Consider the following 19,816-nt stretch of genomic DNA (forward strand, 5'->3'; position numbering starts at 1 on the left):
TCAGACAATCTGTGTGGGCACTCAAAGTGACATGGATTCTTAATGTCTTCGGACAATAAATGAATACCAAGTCTCTGAGTGAACATACGTAATTCATTACGAAGTTTAATTCACGAGCATCAAACTTAAATTGAAGAGTTTGATCATGGCTCAGATTGAACGCTGGCGGCAGGCCTAACACATGCAAGTCGAGCGGTAGCACAGGGAGCTTGCTCCTGGGTGACGAGCGGCGGACGGGTGAGTAATGTCTGGGAAACTGCCTGATGGAGGGGGATAACTACTGGAAACGGTAGCTAATACCGCATAACGTCGCAAGACCAAAGAGGGGGACCTTCGGGCCTCTTGCCATCAGATGTGCCCAGATGGGATTAGCTAGTAGGTGGGGTAACGGCTCACCTAGGCGACGATCCCTAGCTGGTCTGAGAGGATGACCAGCCACACTGGAACTGAGACACGGTCCAGACTCCTACGGGAGGCAGCAGTGGGGAATATTGCACAATGGGCGCAAGCCTGATGCAGCCATGCCGCGTGTATGAAGAAGGCCTTCGGGTTGTAAAGTACTTTCAGCGGGGAGGAAGGCGATAAGGTTAATAACCTTGTCGATTGACGTTACCCGCAGAAGAAGCACCGGCTAACTCCGTGCCAGCAGCCGCGGTAATACGGAGGGTGCAAGCGTTAATCGGAATTACTGGGCGTAAAGCGCACGCAGGCGGTCTGTCAAGTCGGATGTGAAATCCCCGGGCTCAACCTGGGAACTGCATTCGAAACTGGCAGGCTAGAGTCTTGTAGAGGGGGGTAGAATTCCAGGTGTAGCGGTGAAATGCGTAGAGATCTGGAGGAATACCGGTGGCGAAGGCGGCCCCCTGGACAAAGACTGACGCTCAGGTGCGAAAGCGTGGGGAGCAAACAGGATTAGATACCCTGGTAGTCCACGCCGTAAACGATGTCGACTTGGAGGTTGTTCCCTTGAGGAGTGGCTTCCGGAGCTAACGCGTTAAGTCGACCGCCTGGGGAGTACGGCCGCAAGGTTAAAACTCAAATGAATTGACGGGGGCCCGCACAAGCGGTGGAGCATGTGGTTTAATTCGATGCAACGCGAAGAACCTTACCTACTCTTGACATCCAGAGAACTTTCCAGAGATGGATTGGTGCCTTCGGGAACTCTGAGACAGGTGCTGCATGGCTGTCGTCAGCTCGTGTTGTGAAATGTTGGGTTAAGTCCCGCAACGAGCGCAACCCTTATCCTTTGTTGCCAGCGGTTCGGCCGGGAACTCAAAGGAGACTGCCAGTGATAAACTGGAGGAAGGTGGGGATGACGTCAAGTCATCATGGCCCTTACGAGTAGGGCTACACACGTGCTACAATGGCGCATACAAAGAGAAGCGACCTCGCGAGAGCAAGCGGACCTCATAAAGTGCGTCGTAGTCCGGATTGGAGTCTGCAACTCGACTCCATGAAGTCGGAATCGCTAGTAATCGTAGATCAGAATGCTACGGTGAATACGTTCCCGGGCCTTGTACACACCGCCCGTCACACCATGGGAGTGGGTTGCAAAAGAAGTAGGTAGCTTAACCTTCGGGAGGGCGCTTACCACTTTGTGATTCATGACTGGGGTGAAGTCGTAACAAGGTAACCGTAGGGGAACCTGCGGTTGGATCACCTCCTTACCTTAAAGAACCTGCCTTTGTAGTGTCCACACAGATTGTCTGATGAATGTAGAGAAGCAAGACGGCTGCGAAGTCGAGACACTCCGTGTCCCCTTCGTCTAGCGGTTAGGACTCCGCCCTTTCACGGCGGCAACAGGGGTTCGAATCCCCTAGGGGACGCCACTTGCTGGGTGTGAGTGAAAGACACAGCCAACCGATATCTCAAAACTAACTCAGTGAGTTACGTTTGAGATATTTGCTCTTTAAAAATCTGGATCAAGCTGAAAATTGAAACGACACATCTTTAAGGGTGTGTTCGAGTCTCTCAAATTTTCGCAAGTCGATGATGTGTCGAAAGAGACATCTTCGGGTTGTGAGGTTAAGCGACTAAGCGTACACGGTGGATGCCCTGGCAGTCAGAGGCGATGAAGGACGTGCTAATCTGCGATAAGCGCCGGCGAGGTGATATGAACCTTTGACCCGGCGATTTCCGAATGGGGAAACCCAGTGTGTTCCGACACACTATCGTTAAGTGAATACATAGCTTAACGAAGCGAACCGGGGGAACTGAAACATCTAAGTACCCCGAGGAAAAGAAATCAACCGAGATTCCCCCAGTAGCGGCGAGCGAACGGGGAGCAGCCCAGAGTCTGAATCAGCTTGTGTGTTAGTGGAAGCGTCTGGAAAGTCGCACGGTACAGGGTGATAGTCCCGTACACGAAAGCACACATGCTGTGAACTCGAAGAGTAGGGCGGGACACGTGGTATCCTGTCTGAATATGGGGGGACCATCCTCCAAGGCTAAATACTCCTGACTGACCGATAGTGAACCAGTACCGTGAGGGAAAGGCGAAAAGAACCCCGGCGAGGGGAGTGAAAAAGAACCTGAAACCGTGTACGTACAAGCAGTGGGAGCCTACTTGTTAGGTGACTGCGTACCTTTTGTATAATGGGTCAGCGACTTATATTCTGTAGCAAGGTTAACCGTATAGGGGAGCCGAAGGGAAACCGAGTCTTAACTGGGCGTTAAGTTGCAGGGTATAGACCCGAAACCCGGTGATCTAGCCATGGGCAGGTTGAAGGTTGGGTAACACTAACTGGAGGACCGAACCGACTAATGTTGAAAAATTAGCGGATGACTTGTGGCTGGGGGTGAAAGGCCAATCAAACCGGGAGATAGCTGGTTCTCCCCGAAAGCTATTTAGGTAGCGCCTCGTGAACTCATCTTCGGGGGTAGAGCACTGTTTCGGCTAGGGGGCCATCCCGGCTTACCAACCCGATGCAAACTACGAATACCGAAGAATGTTATCACGGGAGACACACGGCGGGTGCTAACGTCCGTCGTGAAGAGGGAAACAACCCAGACCGCCAGCTAAGGTCCCAAAGTCATGGTTAAGTGGGAAACGATGTGGGAAGGCACAGACAGCCAGGATGTTGGCTTAGAAGCAGCCATCATTTAAAGAAAGCGTAATAGCTCACTGGTCGAGTCGGCCTGCGCGGAAGATGTAACGGGGCTAAACCATGCACCGAAGCTGCGGCAGCGACGCTTATGCGTTGTTGGGTAGGGGAGCGTTCTGTAAGCCGTTGAAGGTGTCCTGTGAGGGGTGCTGGAGGTATCAGAAGTGCGAATGCTGACATAAGTAACGATAATGCGGGTGAAAAGCCCGCACGCCGGAAGACCAAGGGTTCCTGTCCAACGTTAATCGGGGCAGGGTGAGTCGACCCCTAAGGCGAGGCCGAAAGGCGTAGTCGATGGGAAACAGGTTAATATTCCTGTACTTGGTGTTACTGCGAAGGGGGGACGGAGAAGGCTATGTTAGCCGGGCGACGGTTGTCCCGGTTTAAGCATGTAGGCGGGAGTTTTAGGTAAATCCGGAACTCTTCTAACGCTGAGGTGTGATGACGAGGCACTACGGTGCTGAAGTAACAAATGCCCTGCTTCCAGGAAAAGCCTCTAAGCATCAGGTAACACAAAATCGTACCCCAAACCGACACAGGTGGTCAGGTAGAGAATACCAAGGCGCTTGAGAGAACTCGGGTGAAGGAACTAGGCAAAATGGTGCCGTAACTTCGGGAGAAGGCACGCTGATGTGTAGGTGAAGTCCCTGCGGATGGAGCTGAAATCAGTCGAAGATACCAGCTGGCTGCAACTGTTTATTAAAAACACAGCACTGTGCAAACACGAAAGTGGACGTATACGGTGTGACGCCTGCCCGGTGCCGGAAGGTTAATTGATGGGGTTAGCGGCAACGCGAAGCTCTTGATCGAAGCCCCGGTAAACGGCGGCCGTAACTATAACGGTCCTAAGGTAGCGAAATTCCTTGTCGGGTAAGTTCCGACCTGCACGAATGGCGTAATGATGGCCAGGCTGTCTCCACCCGAGACTCAGTGAAATTGAACTCGCTGTGAAGATGCAGTGTACCCGCGGCAAGACGGAAAGACCCCGTGAACCTTTACTATAGCTTGACACTGAACACTGGTCCTTGATGTGTAGGATAGGTGGGAGGCTTTGAAGCGTGGACGCCAGTCTGCGTGGAGCCAACCTTGAAATACCACCCTTTAATGGCTGGTGTTCTAACGTAGACCCGTGATCCGGGTTGCGGACAGTGTCTGGTGGGTAGTTTGACTGGGGCGGTCTCCTCCCAAAGAGTAACGGAGGAGCACGAAGGTTAGCTAATCCTGGTCGGACATCAGGAGGTTAGTGCAATGGCATAAGCTAGCTTGACTGCGAGAGTGACGGCTCGAGCAGGTGCGAAAGCAGGTCATAGTGATCCGGTGGTTCTGAATGGAAGGGCCATCGCTCAACGGATAAAAGGTACTCCGGGGATAACAGGCTGATACCGCCCAAGAGTTCATATCGACGGCGGTGTTTGGCACCTCGATGTCGGCTCATCACATCCTGGGGCTGAAGTAGGTCCCAAGGGTATGGCTGTTCGCCATTTAAAGTGGTACGCGAGCTGGGTTTAGAACGTCGTGAGACAGTTCGGTCCCTATCTGCCGTGGGCGCTGGAGAATTGAGGGGGGCTGCTCCTAGTACGAGAGGACCGGAGTGGACGCATCACTGGTGTTCGGGTTGTCATGCCAATGGCATTGCCCGGTAGCTAAATGCGGAAAAGATAAGTGCTGAAAGCATCTAAGCACGAAACTTGCCCCGAGATGAGTTCTCCCTGACCCTTTAAGGGTCCTGAAGGAACGTTGAAGACTACGACGTTGATAGGTCGGGTGTGTAAGCGCAGCGATGCGTTGAGCTAACCGATACTAATGAACCGTGAGGCTTAACCTTACAACGCCGAAGCTGTTTCGGCGGACGAGAGACAGACAATCAAATTTCAGCCTTGATACAGATTTAACAGAATTTGCCTGGCGGCTTTAGCGCGGTGGTCCCACCTGACCCCATGCCGAACTCAGAAGTGAAACGCCGTAGCGCCGATGGTAGTGTGGGGTCTCCCCATGTGAGAGTAGGGAACTGCCAGGCATCAAATTTAGCGTGCTGATATGGCTCAGTTGGTAGAGCGCACCCTTGGTAAGGGTGAGGTCCCCAGTTCGACTCTGGGTATCAGCACCACTTTATACTTAGGTTAAAGTTCGGCAAGAAGTAAAAGAATTTGTCTGGCGGCTTTAGCGCGGTGGTCCCACCTGACCCCATGCCGAACTCAGAAGTGAAACGCCGTAGCGCCGATGGTAGTGTGGGGTCTCCCCATGTGAGAGTAGGGAACTGCCAGACATCAAACAAGTGAGAAGGCCATCCGAAAGGATGGCCTTTTTGCGTTTCTATGCTGCACAAACTGTAGGCCGGGTAAGGCGAAGCCGCCACCCGGCATAACAAACGATTAGTGAATCACCTGGGACAGGAACGCCCGAGTACGTTCTGACTTCGGATGCGCAAAAAACTCATTCGGTGGTGCCTGTTCGACAATTTCCCCACGATCCATAAAGATCACCCGATCAGCCACCGTTCTGGCAAACCCCATTTCATGCGTCACGCACAGCATTGTCATCCCGGATTGCGCCAGCCCAATCATCGTGTCCAGTACCTCTTTCACCATTTCCGGATCGAGCGCAGACGTTGGCTCATCAAACAGCATAATTTTAGGTTTCATGCACAGTGAGCGGGCGATGGCCACGCGCTGCTGTTGGCCACCCGAAATTTGTCCTGGAAATTTATTGGCATGCTCTGCGATACGCACGCGTTCCAGATAGTGCATTCCCAGGGCTTCTGCCTCCTTTTTCGGCATCTTTTGCACCCAAATTGGCGCCAGCGTGCAGTTTTGCAGAACGGTCAGATGCGGGAACAGATTGAAGTGCTGAAACACCATTCCTACCTCCTGACGCACGCGCTCGATATTGCGTATATCTTCATTAAGTTCAATACCGTCAACAACAATGCGCCCTTGCTGATGCTCCTCAAGATGGTTAATGCAGCGAATCGTTGTCGATTTTCCAGAGCCTGAAGGGCCGCAAAGTACGATCCGCTCACCCTGTTTTACTTTCAGGTTAATGTCTTTCAGGACGTGAAATTGTCCGTACCATTTATTGACGTTTTCCAGCGTAATCATCGCGTCGGCAGGTGTCATAGTAATCTGGCTCATAATTTCCTCAGTGCGGTGTACGCCCGGTGTTAAAGCGCTTCTCCAGATGCTGGCTATAGCGCGACATGCTAAAACAGAAGATCCAGTAGATCAGGGCAGCAAAGACATATCCTTCGGTGGACATACCCAGCCAGACAGGGTCAACGGTCGCCTGTTGCACACTGCTAAAGAGATCGAATAATCCAATGATGATCACAAGACTGGTATCTTTGAAGAGGGCAATGATCGTGTTCACCAGCCCTGGAATAACCAGCTTAAGGGCCTGGGGCAGGATCACCAGCCCTTGGGTTTTCCAGTAGCCCAGAGCTAAAGATTCAGCTGCTTCGTACTGGCCCTTAGGTAATGCCTGAAGGCCGCCGCGCACCACCTCAGCAACATAGGCTGACTGGAACAGAATCACCCCCACGAGGGCACGGATCAGTTTGTCTATGGTGGTACCTTCCGCCATAAACAGCGGCAGCATGACCGAAGACATAAACAGTACGGTGATAAGCGGAACGCCACGCCAGAACTCAATAAAGATGACGGAGAGTACGCGCACGACCGGCATTTTTGAGCGTCGGCCAAGGGCGAGCAAAATCCCCCACGGCAATGCGCCGGCGATCCCCACAGAAGCAATGATCAGTGTAAGCGTGAGGCCGCCCCACTGGCGGGTCTCAACACGCTCAAGCCCCAGGAAACCTCCGTACAGTAGCACCCAGACAATAATCGGGTAGGCAACTGCCCAGCAGGCGATATAGCGTCCGCGATGAGGCAGCTTTTTCCAGAACATTGCCGCAACAGAGAAGAGACCAATCGCCAGCGCCAGATTAATCCGCCAGCGCTGTTCATGCGGATACAATCCATACATGAACTGACCGAAACGCTCATGGATAAACACCCAGCATGCCCCTGCTTTCGTACAGTCAGCGCGGGTAGAGCCGACCCAGTTGGCTTGTAAAAAAGCCCAGTTGAGCAGTGGGGGGATCAATTCCCACATGAGCCAAAGGCAGACAATGGTCAGCAGGCTGTTGCTCCAGCTGGAGAAGAGGTTCTTTCGCGCCCACGTAATGGAACGTGTGCCTGTCGATTTGGCTGGACGCGCAGGGTGAGACAATATTGCTTTTGTCATCATGGCTCCTTAGCGCTCAACCAGTGCGATGCGACGGTTATAAAGGTTCATTAGCAGCGATATCACCAGGCTGATAATCAGGTAGACAGACATCGTGATGGCAATAGTTTCAATTGCTTGTCCGGTCTGGTTAAGCACGGTTCCGGCAAATAGCGACACCATATCCGGGTAGCCAATGGCCGCGGCCAGCGAAGAGTTTTTGACAACGTTGAGGTACTGGCTGGTCAGCGGTGGAATGATGACCCGCAGCGCCTGTGGAATTATGACCTGACGCAACGTTACGGTATTGGGTAAACCGAGCGAGCGCGCAGCCTCATGCTGCCCGTAAGGTACCGCCTGTATCCCCGCGCGAATAATCTCGGCAATAAAAGCAGAGGTATATATCGAAAGCGCCAGCGTCAGGGCTGCCAGTTCAGGGATTAACACCATCCCACCCTGGAAGTTAAAACCACGTAGATGCGGAACATCCCAGTGCAGCGCAGCGCCGGACAGCCAGTGTGCAACGAACGGCAGGCCGACAATAAGCGCTACCGCTATTGGCCATGTTTTACGAAGCTGTCCGGTTTTGACCTGGAGCTTACGGTGATAACGGAATAGCCCGACAGAAAGGATAAGTGCAATGGCAATGGCAGCGATAAAGGCGAAAAGCCCGTCGGCAGCCTCCGGTGAAGGAATATAAAGCCCGCGGTTACTCAGATAAAACAGGTCGAGAGCATCTACCGCCTGGCGCGGTCCTGGTAGGTTACGCAGCACGGCGAAATACCAGAAAAAGATCTGCAGCAGCGGAGGGATATTACGGAACGTCTCGATATAAATAGTCGAAAGTTTACGCAGCAGCCAGTTTTCGGACAGTCTGGCCAGGCCGATGAAAAATCCGAGTATGAAGGCAAACACGATGCAGAGCGCCGAAACCAGCAGCGTATTCAACAGGCCAACCACAAACACGCGTCCGTACGTATCGCCTTCCTGATAATCAATAAGATGCTGAACAATGCCAAAACCCGCGCTGCGATCCAGAAATGCAAAGCCGGATGTGATACCGCGATTATTGAGATTAGTAACCGTGTTATGGATTAAATAAACAACGACGACCACAACCGCAATGATAGCAATAATCTGGAATAGCCAGGCGCGGACCGCGGGATGAGAAAAGGATAACGATCCTTTTACGGCTGAGCGGCGATGGGACATAAAGAAACCTCGGTAACCATGACTCTGGAGTGGGCACTGCAGACGCAGTGCCCGTTACAACCGTTGCTTAACGTACAGGCGGTGCGTACTGAATGCCGCCGTTGTTCCAGAGATTGTTCTGGCCGCGTTTAATCTTAAGCGGGCTCTCCGATCCCACGTTACGCTCGAAGATTTCAGCGTAATTACCGACCTGTTTAACGATGTGATACGCCCATTTGTTATCCAGCTTCAGATCCTTGCCGAAATCACCTTCTTTGCCTAACAGATGCGCCATGTCAGGGGTGGACGGATTGGCGGCTTTCTCATCGACGTTTTTAGAGCTAATACCCATCTCTTCGGCATTCAGCATGGCAAACAGCGTCCAGCGCACGATAGAGAACCAGTCTTCATCACCGCGGCGAACGACCGGTCCAAGCGGCTCTTTGGAAATCACTTCAGGCAGGACGAGCCACTCGGCAGGGTTACTCAGCTTAATACGCAGCGCGTAAAGCTGTGACTGGTCAGAGGCCAGCGTATCGCAGCGCCCTGACTCCAGCGCTTTGGCTGATTCGTCTGAACGGTCGAACGTGACCGGGGTGTACTTCATGTTGTTCGCTTTGAAGTAGTCCGCGACGTTAAGCTCGGTATCGGTTCCTGCCTGAATACAGACGGTTGCACCATCCAGCTCTTTGGCGCTTTTAAGGCCCGCTTTATTGTGTGTAAGGAAACCGATGCCGTCATAATAGGTGACGCCGGTAAATGACATTCCCATTCCCGCATCCCGGGAGGAGGTCCAGGTGGTATTACGGGAGAGCATGTCCACTTCGCCAGACTGCAGCGCGGTGAAACGTTCTTTCGCCGTCAGCGGCGTGTATTTTACTTTGCTGTCATCACCGAAAACGGCTGCGGCGACGCCACGGCAGACATCGACATCAATGCCGGTAAATTTACCGTTAGCATCGGCATAAGAAAATCCAGGCAAACCGTCACTGATACCGCATTGTACAAAACCTTTCTTTTTAACGGCATCCAGCGTCGTGCCCGCGTGGACCTGACCTGCTACTGCAAACAACACACCTGCAGCGGCCAGGCTGGCTATCATCGTCTTTTTCATAATGCATCCTGTGTGGCGAATTTTATCGTTATGGAGGCGTTTTCAAACGCTTTTACCTGTCTGTGGCGTTGGCCAACGTTTATAAAGCAAACGTAATGCCAGGTTTTGCGTTTAAAGAAATTGCGGAGAATTAAACGCATCAAGCTGAGTGTAGACAGGGTTAAATAAACCGAGCGCCCTGAAATGGTGCGAAATTCCAACCTGCGCCACAAATCAGAGCAAAAGTTTGCTTAACTGTTAGATAAATCCGTCAGGTAGTTTCTGACGTGAATATTGGCAGGATCTTGAATGTACTTAATATGTGAAAAGCATCACGATAGAATCGATAATTTAAATAGTTAGATAATAATAATGTGATTATCAATCGACTTAAATTAAACACAGGGAAGAAAGAAGGGCGTTTTTTTTACTTACGTGCTACTGCTGCACTATTTAAAAGCAAAAGCGCGGACAACGCCGCGCTTTCAACAGTGTTTGGTTATTTAGTCAAGGCGACGATACCCAGCGTCAGACCAGCGATTGCCGCCGCTCCGCCTGCAATGGCACCTGCTGTTTCCCAGTTATCCTGCGTTGTGCCCTTCATACAGGTATTGGTGTGAACCAGACGGCCCTGATCGTCGTAAACCGGTACACACGGTGAATCGTGCGCGCATCCTGCAAGCAGCGCAGCGAGTAGTGCAACGGAAATGAATCTTTTCATGATGTTACCTCAGTATTTTCATTCATCCGCTATAAAGCCAAAGTGGCAATAAACGAATCGATGGCTATTTTACCACCGGCATAAGCCCACGTTGCAGGGGGAATAATCTCAAATTATGTAGATTGTAAAAATCATGGAGAAAAAGCGTTAGCCGAATAAATGCGTGGAGAAAGTATGGAGCTGGGACATTTTTTATATGATTTTTTTGCGTTAAATAAAAAGGCACCTGAGGCGCCCTTTTAGCTAACGATTAATCCTTATGGCTTGTAAACCGTCGTCGGACAACCACAAAGAAAACAGGCACGAAGAAAATAGCCAGCAGGGTAGCGGATAGCATTCCGCCCATTACGCCCGTCCCGACCGCATTTTGTGCGCCACTACCCGCACCGCTGCTAATGACCAGTGGCATGACGCCAAGAATAAACGCAAGAGACGTCATCAGGATAGGGCGCAGACGCATCCGCGAGGCTTCCAGCGTGGCTTCGATAATGCCCTTGCCCTCTTTATCCATAAGATCTTTAGCAAACTCAACAATCAGAATGGCGTTTTTGGCTGACAAACCGATCGTGGTGAGCAGACCCACCTGGAAGTAAACATCATTGTTCAGCCCGCGCAGCGATGCTGCGAGCAGCGCACCGATCACGCCTAACGGCACCACCAGCATAACTGAGAAGGGAATAGACCAGCTTTCATAAAGGGCCGCCAGGCACAGGAACACCACTATCAAAGAAATGGCGTACAGCGCAGGTGCCTGGTTTCCAGAAAGGCGTTCCTGATATGACATTCCCGTCCAGTCGTAGCCGATGCCAGAAGGCAGTTTCGACGCCAGGCTTTCCATCATCACCATGGCTTCACCGGTACTTTTACCCGGCGCAGACTCGCCGAGGATCTCCATTGACGGCATCCCGTTGTAGCGTTCCAGACGCGGTGAGCCATACACCCAGTGGGAACTGCTGAAGGCAGAGAACGGTACCATCTCGCCGTTTGCACTGCGCACATAGAGGTTATTAATATCACCGGGCAACATGCGGAAGCGTGCATCGGCTTGCACGTAAACTTTTTTCACTCGCCCATGGTCGATAAAGTCATTTACATAGGTGCCACCTAACGCAGTCGACACCGTCTGGTTAACATCAGAGAGGCTAATACCTAACGCCTGCGCCTTCTCCTGATCGACATCCAGCTTAAACTGAGGCGTGTCTTCCAGGCCGTTAGGACGCACGCGTACCAGCAGATCAGGATGCTGTTTTACCATGCCGAGAAGCTGGTTACGTGCCTGGGTCAGCTGCGTGTGTCCCAGGTTTGCCTGATCAATCAGCTCAAAGTCGAAGCCTGTAGCGGTGCCGAGCTCGATAATAGCGGGTAAGTTGAACGGGAAAACAAGACCATCTTTGATTCGGCTAAAGGCGCTTGTCGCACGGCTAACGATCGCTCCGACGCCATTTTCCTTACCCGGACGCTCTTCCCAGGGCTTCAGGCTCACGAAGGCAATACCCGAGTTTTGTCCCTGTCCGCTAAAGCTAAATCCGTTAACCGTAAAGACGGATTCAACGTTCGCCTTCTCCTTAGTCAGATAGTAATCCTGAACCTGATCGAGCACCTGCTGAGTCCGCATCTGCGTTGCGCCTGCAGGGAGCTGGACCATCGTCATAAACACGCCCTGGTCTTCTTCCGGCAGGAACGAGGTGGGTAAGCGCAGGAAGAGAACGGCCATCCCCCCTACGATGATGACGTAGACCAGCAGATAACGCCCCGTTTTACGTAAAATCCCGCTTACGCTGTTACTGTAATGTTCCACGCTTTTATCAAAGAGGGCGTTAAACCAGCCAAAGAATCCCCCTTTCTTTTCATGATGCTCGGTTGAAGCGGGTTTGAGCAATGTGGCGCAAAGTGCAGGGGTGAGGATCAACGCAACCAGCACGGACAGCGCCATCGCGGAGACAATGGTTAGCGAGAACTGACGATAGATAGCCCCCGTAGACCCGCCGAAAAATGCCATGGGAATGAACACTGCCGACAGCACCATGGCAATACCCACCAGTGCGCCCTGGATCTGCTCCATGGATTTCTGCGTTGCCTCTTTTGGCGGCAGCTTATCCTCAACCATCACGCGTTCGACGTTTTCGACCACCACAATGGCATCATCGACCAGCAGCCCTATCGCCAGCACCATCCCGAACATCGTGAGGGTGTTGATGGAGAAGCCAAAAGCCGCCAGTACGGCAAAGGTCCCCAGCAGCACAACCGGCACGGCGATTGTGGGGATCAGGGTAGCCCGCAGGTTTTGCAGGAACAGGTACATCACCAGGAAGACGAGGACGATCGCTTCAAACAGCGTTTTCACCACTTCGTGGATGGAGATCTTCACAAATGGCGTTGTGTCGTAGGGGTAAACAACCTTCAGTCCCTGGGGGAAGAACGGCTGTAGCTGCGCCAGCTTGCTCTTGATAGCTGACGCCGTATCCAGCGCATTTGCCCCTGTTGCCAGCTTGATCCCGAGTCCCGTTGCGGCCTGACCGTTGATTTTGGTGACCATGTTGTAGTTTTCACCACCCAGCTCAATGCGTGCCACATCCTTCAGATGCACCATTGAACCATCCTGATTCACCTTCAGCGTCACCCGGCCAAACTCGTCCGGCGACTTCAGCCGTGTCTGGGCAATAATAGAGGCGTTTAGCTGTTGTCCCGGCACAGACGGCGATCCGCCCAGCTGGCCCGCAGCAATTTGATCGTTCTGCGTTTTCAGCTGGTTAATCACATCCAGCGGTGTGAGCTGGTATTTATTCATCGCGTTGCTGTCCAGCCAGATGCGCATCGCATACTGCGCGCCAAACAGCTGAACATCACCCACTCCAGAGGTTCGGCTAATCGCGTCTTTTACGTTTGAGGCGACGTAGTCCGAGATATCATCCTGAGTGAGGTTTTTGTTATCAGAAACAAAGCCCGCTACCAACAGGAAGCTGCTGCTGGATTTCTCAACGCCAATGCCCTGCTGCTGCACTTCTTGCGGCAGTAATGGCATCGCAAGCTGAAGTTTGTTCTGAACCTGAACCTGAGCAATATCAGGATCGGTGCCCGACTCGAACGTCAGGGTGATGGTCACGTTACCGGCAGAATCGCTGGTGGAGGACATGTACATCAGGTTATCGATACCGTTCATGTTCTGTTCGATAACCTGCGTCACGGTATCCTGAACCGTCTGTGCGTCAGCGCCAGGGTAGGTTGCGGTGACGGCCACCGCAGGAGGTGCGATGGTCGGGTACTGTGCGACAGGCAGTTTTAAAATAGCCAGCCCACCCGCAATCATTAAAATAATGGCGAGTACCCAGGCGAACACCGGCCGTTGAATAAAGAAATTAGCCATGTAGTCGTCCCTTAACTGGCTGGAGTAGCGGCGGTATCAGGTGTCGCCACAACGGAGACGCCGGGGCGAACTTTTTGTAAGCCACTCACAATGACGCGATCGCCATTTTTCAGCCCTTCCGTCACCAACCAACGGTCGCCAATTGCCTGTGGCGCTACGACAGTGCGCGTCTCCACCTGGTTTTTATCGTTCACCACCAGTACGGTTGCATCACCGCGCGGTGTGCGGGTCACGCCCTGCTGCGGTATCAGAATGGCATCCGGCTGAGTGCCTTCATCAATACGTGCGCGGACAAACATACCCGGCAGAAGCATATGTTGAGGATTGGGGAAAATAGCGCGCAGCGTAATTGAGCCGGTACTTTCATCAACCGTGACATCAGAGAACTGCAGGGTGCCTTTCAGGGGATAGGGTTGGCCATTTTCCATCAATAGCTCAACGGAACGTGTGCCATCGCCTTTTTGCAGGCTGGTCTGTTTCAGGCGCATGAAATCACTGCTGGACTGCGTAACGTCGACATAAATTGGGTCGAGCTGCTGTACGGTAGCCAGCGCCGTAGATTGCCCATTCGTGACGAGCGCCCCTTCTGTGACGCTGGATTTGCCGATACGGCCGTCGATCGGCGATGTCACCCTGGTATAGGCAAGATTGATTCGCGCGCTTTCAACGCTGGCCTGCGCGGCAACGACGCTGGCGTCGGCCTGCTGTGCCGTTGCGACCGCCTGATCGTACTCCTGTTTGCTAACGTACTGCGTGCCGACCAGCGGGAGATAGCGCTTCACCGTCAGGCGAGCAATATTGGCTGCAGCCTGCGCTTTTGCCAGTTCGCCTTTTGCACTGTCATAGGCCGCCTGATAGGTGGCAGGATCGATTTGGTAAAGAGACTCACCCGCTTTCACATCGCTGCCTTCGGCAAAGTTACGACGCATAACGATACCGCTTACCTGAGGGCGAACTTCAGCGACGCGAAAAGCGTCGGTTCTGCCCGGCAGCTCAGTGGTTACCGCCAGCGGAGCGCTTTTGACCAGGTGAACGCTAACCTGAGGAGCCTGCGCCTGCTGGGGTTGATTTTCCTGCCCATCGCACCCGGCGAGCAGCAGGGCGCAGACAATAAAACCGGATAAGGGTAAAAGTCTGAAATGGTTCGTCATCACTGTTCCTTTAACTACCCGTTAACCGAAAAGTGCCGTTAATCGATGAGAGGGGTAGGGGCAATAAATAAAAATGTAGCTGCGTATAATAATGAGGGTATTTAATGTTTTTTAATTTATAAGTGCGAAGGCGCGACCCTTTGCAAAAAAATCAGAATTCAACCCGGTGTATTCGGCGATACACTTATGCCAAAGTAATGAGATAAATGATGTTTGATTTGATTATTTATATAGGTGATGAATGAGTTATTAAAATTCATTCGCCGTATTTATGAATTCATGGAATTGACTTTTTTTGTGCAAAAGTAAATCTTTTTCTGGTTAATACTTAACTGTACAAGCATCCGACTTTATCTCTTGATAGTGCATTAACCGTATGAGTAACGAGTAGCAACCATGGCGCGTAAAAAGAAAGAAGACGCTGAAAAGACCCGACAGCTGTTGATCGACGCGGCAATCGGGCAGTTTGCTACGCGCGGTGTGGCCAACACGACGCTGACGGATATTGCCGATGCCGCACGGGTGACGCGCGGGGCGGTTTACTGGCACTTTTCCAGCAAGGCGGAAATATTTAATGCCATTTGGGAACAGCAGCTACCGTTACGCGACATTATCGCGGAGAGGCTGTCACTATCAGAAAGTCATGATCCTTTGTTAAAACTTCGTGAGCAATTTATCACTGGCCTGCAGTATATTGCTCACGATCCTCGTCAGTGTGCGCTTCTACAAATTTTGTATCATAAATGTGAATTTAATAGCGATATGATTTCAGAGTGTGAAATTAGAAAACGTATTGGTTTTAATTACGAAAATCTTAGCAATACGCTGGGGGAATGTATTGCGCGCAATATCATCTCCCCTGAGGTTAATATTGATCTGGCAGCGATCGTATTTCATGGTTTTTTTAGCAGAATAATTAAAAACTGGTTAATGAATAGCGACAGTTTTAATCTTTACCAGCAGGCTCCTGCGCTGGTGGATAATATTATGGCGACACTGCATATCACGCGCGTGCCGCCCGTCATTTATGACACTGCTTCATGATGAGTGCCGGGGCGGAAGCAGGTCCCCGCGCTCGCAACGTTCTGCTATGGTTTGTGCCGTAACGGGTTTCCCCAACAGATAACCCTGAAGCGTGTTACAACCAAGCTCGGTCAGAAATTCCTGCTGAGCCTCGGTTTCAACGCCTTCCGCCACCACCTTCAGGTTCAGCGTTTTTGCCAGCGCGACAATCGCGGAAACAATGGTGGCATCTTCGCTTTCTCCGCTTAGCTCTTTCACGAAAGCACGATCGATTTTTAACTCGCACGCCGGTAACCGTTTGAGATAGAGCAGGCTTGAATATCCGGTACCAAAATCGTCAATCGACGCTTTCACTCCCGCATCCGTCAGCTCCGTGAGCACCCGCACGCTTTCATCCGGATTGCTCATTGCCGTCGTTTCCGTGACTTCCAGGATCAGCATTTCAGGCGGGACGTGATGGTGAGCCAGACAGTCGAGAACCGTCTTAACTAGCGAGGGCTGCTCAAACTGAAGCGTCGACAGGTTTACCGCCATTGACCAGTCCTGATGGCCCTGAAGATGCCACTCGCGCAGCTGACGGCAGGCTTCGTTGATGACCCAGTTGCCAATGGGAATAATCAGCCCGGTCTTTTCTGCCAGCGGCAGAAAAATGTCCGGTGCCAGCAAACCTTGTTTTGGATGTTGCCAGCGAATCAGGGCTTCAAATCCGAGCACCGGCCCTGCCGGGGCGTGGAATTTGGGCTGATAGAGCAGGCGAAACTCATCGCGATCGATTGCCAGCCACAGGTCATTCATAAGCTGAAGGTGCGTCTGTGCGAGCGTGTTCATCGACGGCTGGAAGAAGTGATAGCCGTTTCGCCCCATATGCTTCGTGTGGTACATCGCCGCATCGGCGTTAAACATCAGTTCGCGATCGCTCTTTCCGTCGTGCGGGTAGAGGGCAATCCCGATGCTGAGCGTCACGACCAGCTCATAGGGATCCAGGCTGAACGGGTTATCAATGGCGCGCACCAGCGCGTTGGCCAGCGAGGCCGCATCATCCGGGCCGTCGGTTTCGGCAAGCAGGACGAACTCATCCCCGCCGATACGGGCAAGCGTGTACTGGCCTTTCAGCGGCAGCAGCAGACGCTGAGTCACCTCGACCAGCAGCTTATCGCCGATGTCGTGGCCGTAGGCATCATTGATGGCCTTAAAGCCGTCCAGATCCATAAACATCAGCGCAAAGGGGTTACCTTCACGGTCCGCTTTGCTGATGGCCTGATCGAGCCGGTCCTCGAGCAGAATGCGGTTGGGCAGGCGCGTCAGCGTGTCATGCAGCGCCAGCTGAGCCAGCTCACGGTTAGCTTCCGCCAGAGAGGAGGCCAGCAAAGAGGTTCGCGCCTGAAGGCGGGCTTCCAGCATGGAGACCAGAAGCGAGATGCCCAGAATAGAGAGCGCCACGACGCTCACCAGCACCGCCAGCCAACTCCCGTTAATGCCGTGGTGATGGACCATTGTCGACATCGGGAACAGGGCGGCCTTCATGCCAGCGTAGTGCATCCCGGCGATGGCAATCCCCATAGTGATGGCGGCACCGAGGCGCATCAGCGCAACCTGTGCGGCTTCGTGGCGTAAACGGAACGTCAGCCACAGGGCGGCCAGGGACGCTGCAAGGGCGATCGCCACCGAAATAGCCACCCAGGTCTTGTCCCATACGATACCGGGCGTGACTTCCAGCGCGGCCATACCGGTGTAATGCATCGCGACGATGCCCATTCCCATTACCAGTGAACCGGGCAGCAGGCGGCGCAAACGAAGCTGCTCGCCGCTCACGAGCCACAGTGCGAACATCGATGAACTGATAGCGATGACCATGGAGAACACCGTCAGGGCGGCGTTGTAGCTCATGCCCATGGAGAGATCCATCGCCAGCATGCCGATGAAGTGCATGGCCCACACGCCAATTCCCATCGCGACACCGCCACCCGCCAGCCAGACGCGCGCCGCGACGCCCTGACTTCCGGCAACGCGACCAGCCATATTCAGTGCCGTATAGGACGCAAGGATGGCGACAACAAAAGAGATGACTACGAGGATTTGGTTGTATTGGCTAACCAGCATGGTCTGTTCAACTCGAGTGTGAAGTAACGCAAGAGCGGTTTGGAAGGGCGTGACAGTATCATCGTAAGATAACGACTAAAAGGCATTTAAATCCCTGTTTTTAATGGGTGATAGCGGGGTTTTCTGCGACGTTAGCGGCTCAATCGAGAGCCGAGCAATTGACGAGTTTTAACGGGTTGACGGAATTCATATTGCGACACTTATCGGTTTCGGTGCTCATCAGTTCAATCCACTGCATCAGCAGCGCATCGAAGATGAAAACTGAGATAGCAAAGACAACCAGCCACCAGTATTTACGAATCATAGTGTCATTCCGGGAGTAGAGGGCCTGTAATGTGCTGGAAATATACACGAAAAGTAGCGCTTTAAAAGCGGGAGACGCGAAGGTTTACAAAGCGTTGACGGTTGTGGGCGAGGGCAATAAAAAAGGCGCTTCCCCATGCCGGTTCGCGCCTTTTTAAACAACATTTCGCTAATCGAAATCAGTTCATGCCGTATTTTTTCAATTTCTTACGCAGAGTACCACGGTTGATACCCATCATCAGCGCAGCGCGGGTTTGGTTACCGCGGGTGTATTGCATCACCATGTCCAACAGTGGCTGTTCAACTTCAGCCAGTACCAGCTCATACAGGTCATTAACATCCTGACCGTTCAGTTGAGCAAAATAGTTCTTCAGTGCTTGTTTAACCGAGTCACGCAGGGGCTTTTGAGTCACCTGATCCTGGGAGTTAACGGTGGAAACGGTCAGTACGTCAGAATTTACGCGTTGTTCGAACATAGTTCTGTCAGCTCTTTATTTCATTACGCAAGATTTTCGAAGTATGCCTCCAACGCCTCCAGCTGTACGCTGGCATCCTCTATGGCGTTGAATGTGCGCCGAAACTGGTCATTTGGAGCGTGCTCCTGGAGATACCAGGATACGTGTTTACGCGCAATTCGGTACCCTTTTGCCTGACCGTAGTGGTCATGCAATTCCCGAACATGCGAACAAAGCAAGCGCTTAACCTCTGCCAGTGGCAGGGGGGCAAGCAGCTCCCCAGTGTCCAGATAATGCTGGATTTCCCGAAAGATCCAGGGTCTTCCCTGAGCGGCACGTCCTATCATCAGAGCATCAGCTCCCGTATAGTCGAGCACAGCTCTGGCTTTAAGCGGGTCAGTAATGTCGCCATTCGCGATAATCGGAATGGAAACTTTCTGCTTAACTTCCCGAATGCTGTCGTATTCAGCGTTGCCGTTGAACAAACAGGCGCGAGTGCGTCCATGTATGGTCAGGGCCTGAATGCCACAGTCTTCGGCCAGTTGGGCAATCTCTACACAGTTACGGTGTTCCGGCGACCAACCCGTGCGAATCTTCAACGTAACAGGAACGTCCACTGCGCTGACAACCGCCGTCAGGATTGACTTCACCTGGTCGGGGTATTGCAGAAGGGCTGAACCTGCAAGCTTGCGATTCACTTTTTTGGCCGGGCAACCCATATTGATATCAATAATTTGGGCGCCACTTTCCACGTTAATACGCGCGGCGTCTGCCATCTCTTCAGGCACGCTTCCGGCAATTTGCACGGTACGAATACCTGGTTCATCAACGTGCACCATCCGCAAACGGGACTTGTCGCTTTCCCAGACCTGCGGGTTAGACGACATCATCTCGGATACGGTTAAACCTGCTCCCATCTCGTAGCACAGCGTCCTGAACGGCCGGTCGGTAATACCTGCCATTGGGGCTGCGATCAGGCGATTTCTGAGCTGGTGGTGTCCGATGCGCATGAGTTAAGAAATGACCATACTGTGACTGCAAGGCGGCGTATATTACGCATTTTTTGCACGAGATGAAAGGCCAAACTTTG

The 19,816-nt window shown here is 52.5% G+C and carries 12 protein-coding genes, 2 tRNA genes and 4 rRNA genes; 7 read left to right on the forward strand and 11 right to left on the reverse strand.

Going from position 1 to position 19,816, the window contains the following annotated elements; genetic code table 11:
• Positions 1 to 127: 127 nt before the first annotated feature.
• The 6 genes from D5067_RS02205 to rrf (D5067_RS02230) all read left to right on the forward strand — a co-directional run bounded on the left by D5067_RS02205 (position 128) and on the right by rrf (D5067_RS02230) (position 5,370).
• Positions 128 to 1,667, forward strand: a 16S ribosomal RNA gene (locus D5067_RS02205).
• A gap of 87 nt (positions 1,668 to 1,754) precedes the next feature.
• Positions 1,755 to 1,829 (forward strand) — tRNA-Glu (locus tag D5067_RS02210).
• A gap of 194 nt (positions 1,830 to 2,023) precedes the next feature.
• Positions 2,024 to 4,929, forward strand: a 23S ribosomal RNA gene (locus tag D5067_RS02215).
• A gap of 76 nt (positions 4,930 to 5,005) precedes the next feature.
• Positions 5,006 to 5,121, forward strand: a 5S ribosomal RNA gene (gene rrf, locus D5067_RS02220).
• Positions 5,122 to 5,135: 14 nt separating this feature from the next.
• Positions 5,136 to 5,211 (forward strand) — tRNA-Thr (locus D5067_RS02225).
• Positions 5,212 to 5,254: 43 nt separating this feature from the next.
• Positions 5,255 to 5,370 (forward strand): 5S ribosomal RNA (gene rrf / locus D5067_RS02230).
• Together the 16S, 23S and 5S rRNA genes with 2 tRNA genes alongside form the textbook arrangement of a ribosomal RNA operon.
• A gap of 106 nt (positions 5,371 to 5,476) precedes the next feature.
• On the opposite strand, the gene D5067_RS02235 is transcribed toward rrf (D5067_RS02230), so the two are convergent.
• The 7 genes from D5067_RS02235 to D5067_RS02265 all read right to left on the reverse strand — a co-directional run bounded on the left by D5067_RS02235 (position 5,477) and on the right by D5067_RS02265 (position 14,845).
• A complete protein-coding gene (locus tag D5067_RS02235; RefSeq protein WP_119936753.1) occupies positions 5,477 to 6,235 on the reverse strand; it encodes an amino acid ABC transporter ATP-binding protein in 759 nt (252 codons plus the stop codon).
• A gap of 7 nt (positions 6,236 to 6,242) precedes the next feature.
• Complete coding sequence (locus D5067_RS02240) at positions 6,243 to 7,346, reverse strand: amino acid ABC transporter permease (RefSeq protein WP_119936754.1); 1,104 nt, start codon at positions 7,344 to 7,346, stop codon at positions 6,243 to 6,245.
• A gap of 9 nt (positions 7,347 to 7,355) precedes the next feature.
• Positions 7,356 to 8,537: an amino acid ABC transporter permease gene (locus tag D5067_RS02245; protein ID WP_119936755.1), complete on the reverse strand. Its 1,182-nt coding sequence runs from the start codon at positions 8,535 to 8,537 to the stop codon at positions 7,356 to 7,358.
• Between the two features lie 67 nt (positions 8,538 to 8,604).
• Complete coding sequence (locus tag D5067_RS02250; protein ID WP_119936756.1) at positions 8,605 to 9,630, reverse strand: amino acid ABC transporter substrate-binding protein; 1,026 nt, start codon at positions 9,628 to 9,630, stop codon at positions 8,605 to 8,607.
• A gap of 478 nt (positions 9,631 to 10,108) precedes the next feature.
• Positions 10,109 to 10,330, reverse strand: a complete 222-nt coding sequence (locus tag D5067_RS02255) for a lipoprotein (RefSeq protein WP_006178893.1) — start codon at positions 10,328 to 10,330, stop codon at positions 10,109 to 10,111.
• A gap of 250 nt (positions 10,331 to 10,580) precedes the next feature.
• Positions 10,581 to 13,694 carry an efflux RND transporter permease subunit gene (locus D5067_RS02260; RefSeq protein WP_119936757.1) on the reverse strand — a complete coding sequence of 1,038 codons (3,114 nt, stop codon included), beginning with the start codon at positions 13,692 to 13,694 and terminating at the stop codon, positions 10,581 to 10,583.
• An 11-nt stretch (positions 13,695 to 13,705) separates the two neighbouring features.
• On the reverse strand, positions 13,706 to 14,845 hold the full coding sequence (locus tag D5067_RS02265) for an efflux RND transporter periplasmic adaptor subunit (protein WP_119936758.1): 1,140 nt from the start codon (positions 14,843 to 14,845) through the stop codon (positions 13,706 to 13,708).
• 396 nt (positions 14,846 to 15,241) lie between these two features.
• Between D5067_RS02265 and envR the strand changes: the two genes are divergently transcribed.
• On the forward strand, positions 15,242 to 15,889 hold the full coding sequence (envR, locus tag D5067_RS02270) for an acrEF/envCD operon transcriptional regulator (protein WP_119936759.1): 648 nt from the start codon (positions 15,242 to 15,244) through the stop codon (positions 15,887 to 15,889).
• Here the strand turns inward: envR and D5067_RS02275 are convergent.
• From D5067_RS02275 to dusB, 4 genes are all read right to left on the reverse strand, one after another.
• Positions 15,884 to 17,968: a putative bifunctional diguanylate cyclase/phosphodiesterase gene (locus tag D5067_RS02275; protein ID WP_119936760.1), complete on the reverse strand. Its 2,085-nt coding sequence runs from the start codon at positions 17,966 to 17,968 to the stop codon at positions 15,884 to 15,886. The genes envR and D5067_RS02275 overlap by 6 nt on opposite strands.
• 139 nt (positions 17,969 to 18,107) lie before the next feature.
• Positions 18,108 to 18,272, reverse strand: a complete 165-nt coding sequence (locus D5067_RS02280) for a DUF2556 family protein (protein WP_119936761.1) — start codon at positions 18,270 to 18,272, stop codon at positions 18,108 to 18,110.
• Positions 18,273 to 18,450: 178 nt separating this feature from the next.
• Positions 18,451 to 18,747 (reverse strand): DNA-binding transcriptional regulator Fis, encoded by a 297-nt coding sequence (gene fis / locus D5067_RS02285; RefSeq protein ID WP_000462905.1) that lies wholly within the window; start codon positions 18,745 to 18,747, stop codon positions 18,451 to 18,453.
• A gap of 23 nt (positions 18,748 to 18,770) precedes the next feature.
• On the reverse strand, positions 18,771 to 19,736 hold the full coding sequence (gene dusB, locus D5067_RS02290) for a tRNA dihydrouridine synthase DusB (protein WP_119936762.1): 966 nt from the start codon (positions 19,734 to 19,736) through the stop codon (positions 18,771 to 18,773).
• Between the last annotated feature and the right edge of the window lie 80 nt (positions 19,737 to 19,816).

It is taken from the genome of Enterobacter huaxiensis (assembly GCF_003594935.2).
GTDB classification, from domain to species: Bacteria; Pseudomonadota; Gammaproteobacteria; order Enterobacterales; family Enterobacteriaceae; genus Enterobacter; species Enterobacter huaxiensis.

Excerpts from the sequence above, each read along its gene's own strand:
- fis (WP_000462905.1), bottom strand. The coding sequence starts at position 18,747 with ATGTTCGAACAACGCGTAAATTCTGACGTACTGACCGTTTCCACCGTT.
- envR (WP_119936759.1), top strand. The coding sequence starts at position 15,242 with ATGGCGCGTAAAAAGAAAGAAGACGCTGAAAAGACCCGACAGCTGTTG.
- D5067_RS02280 (WP_119936761.1), bottom strand. The coding sequence starts at position 18,272 with ATGATTCGTAAATACTGGTGGCTGGTTGTCTTTGCTATCTCAGTTTTC.
- D5067_RS02235 (WP_119936753.1), bottom strand. The coding sequence starts at position 6,235 with ATGAGCCAGATTACTATGACACCTGCCGACGCGATGATTACGCTGGAA.
- D5067_RS02250 (WP_119936756.1), bottom strand. The coding sequence starts at position 9,630 with ATGAAAAAGACGATGATAGCCAGCCTGGCCGCTGCAGGTGTGTTGTTT.
- D5067_RS02260 (WP_119936757.1), bottom strand. The coding sequence starts at position 13,694 with ATGGCTAATTTCTTTATTCAACGGCCGGTGTTCGCCTGGGTACTCGCC.
- dusB (WP_119936762.1), bottom strand. The coding sequence starts at position 19,736 with ATGCGCATCGGACACCACCAGCTCAGAAATCGCCTGATCGCAGCCCCA.
- D5067_RS02240 (WP_119936754.1), bottom strand. The coding sequence starts at position 7,346 with ATGACAAAAGCAATATTGTCTCACCCTGCGCGTCCAGCCAAATCGACA.
- D5067_RS02245 (WP_119936755.1), bottom strand. The coding sequence starts at position 8,537 with ATGTCCCATCGCCGCTCAGCCGTAAAAGGATCGTTATCCTTTTCTCAT.
- D5067_RS02265 (WP_119936758.1), bottom strand. The coding sequence starts at position 14,845 with ATGACGAACCATTTCAGACTTTTACCCTTATCCGGTTTTATTGTCTGC.
- D5067_RS02275 (WP_119936760.1), bottom strand. The coding sequence starts at position 17,968 with ATGCTGGTTAGCCAATACAACCAAATCCTCGTAGTCATCTCTTTTGTT.
- D5067_RS02255 (WP_006178893.1), bottom strand. The coding sequence starts at position 10,330 with ATGAAAAGATTCATTTCCGTTGCACTACTCGCTGCGCTGCTTGCAGGA.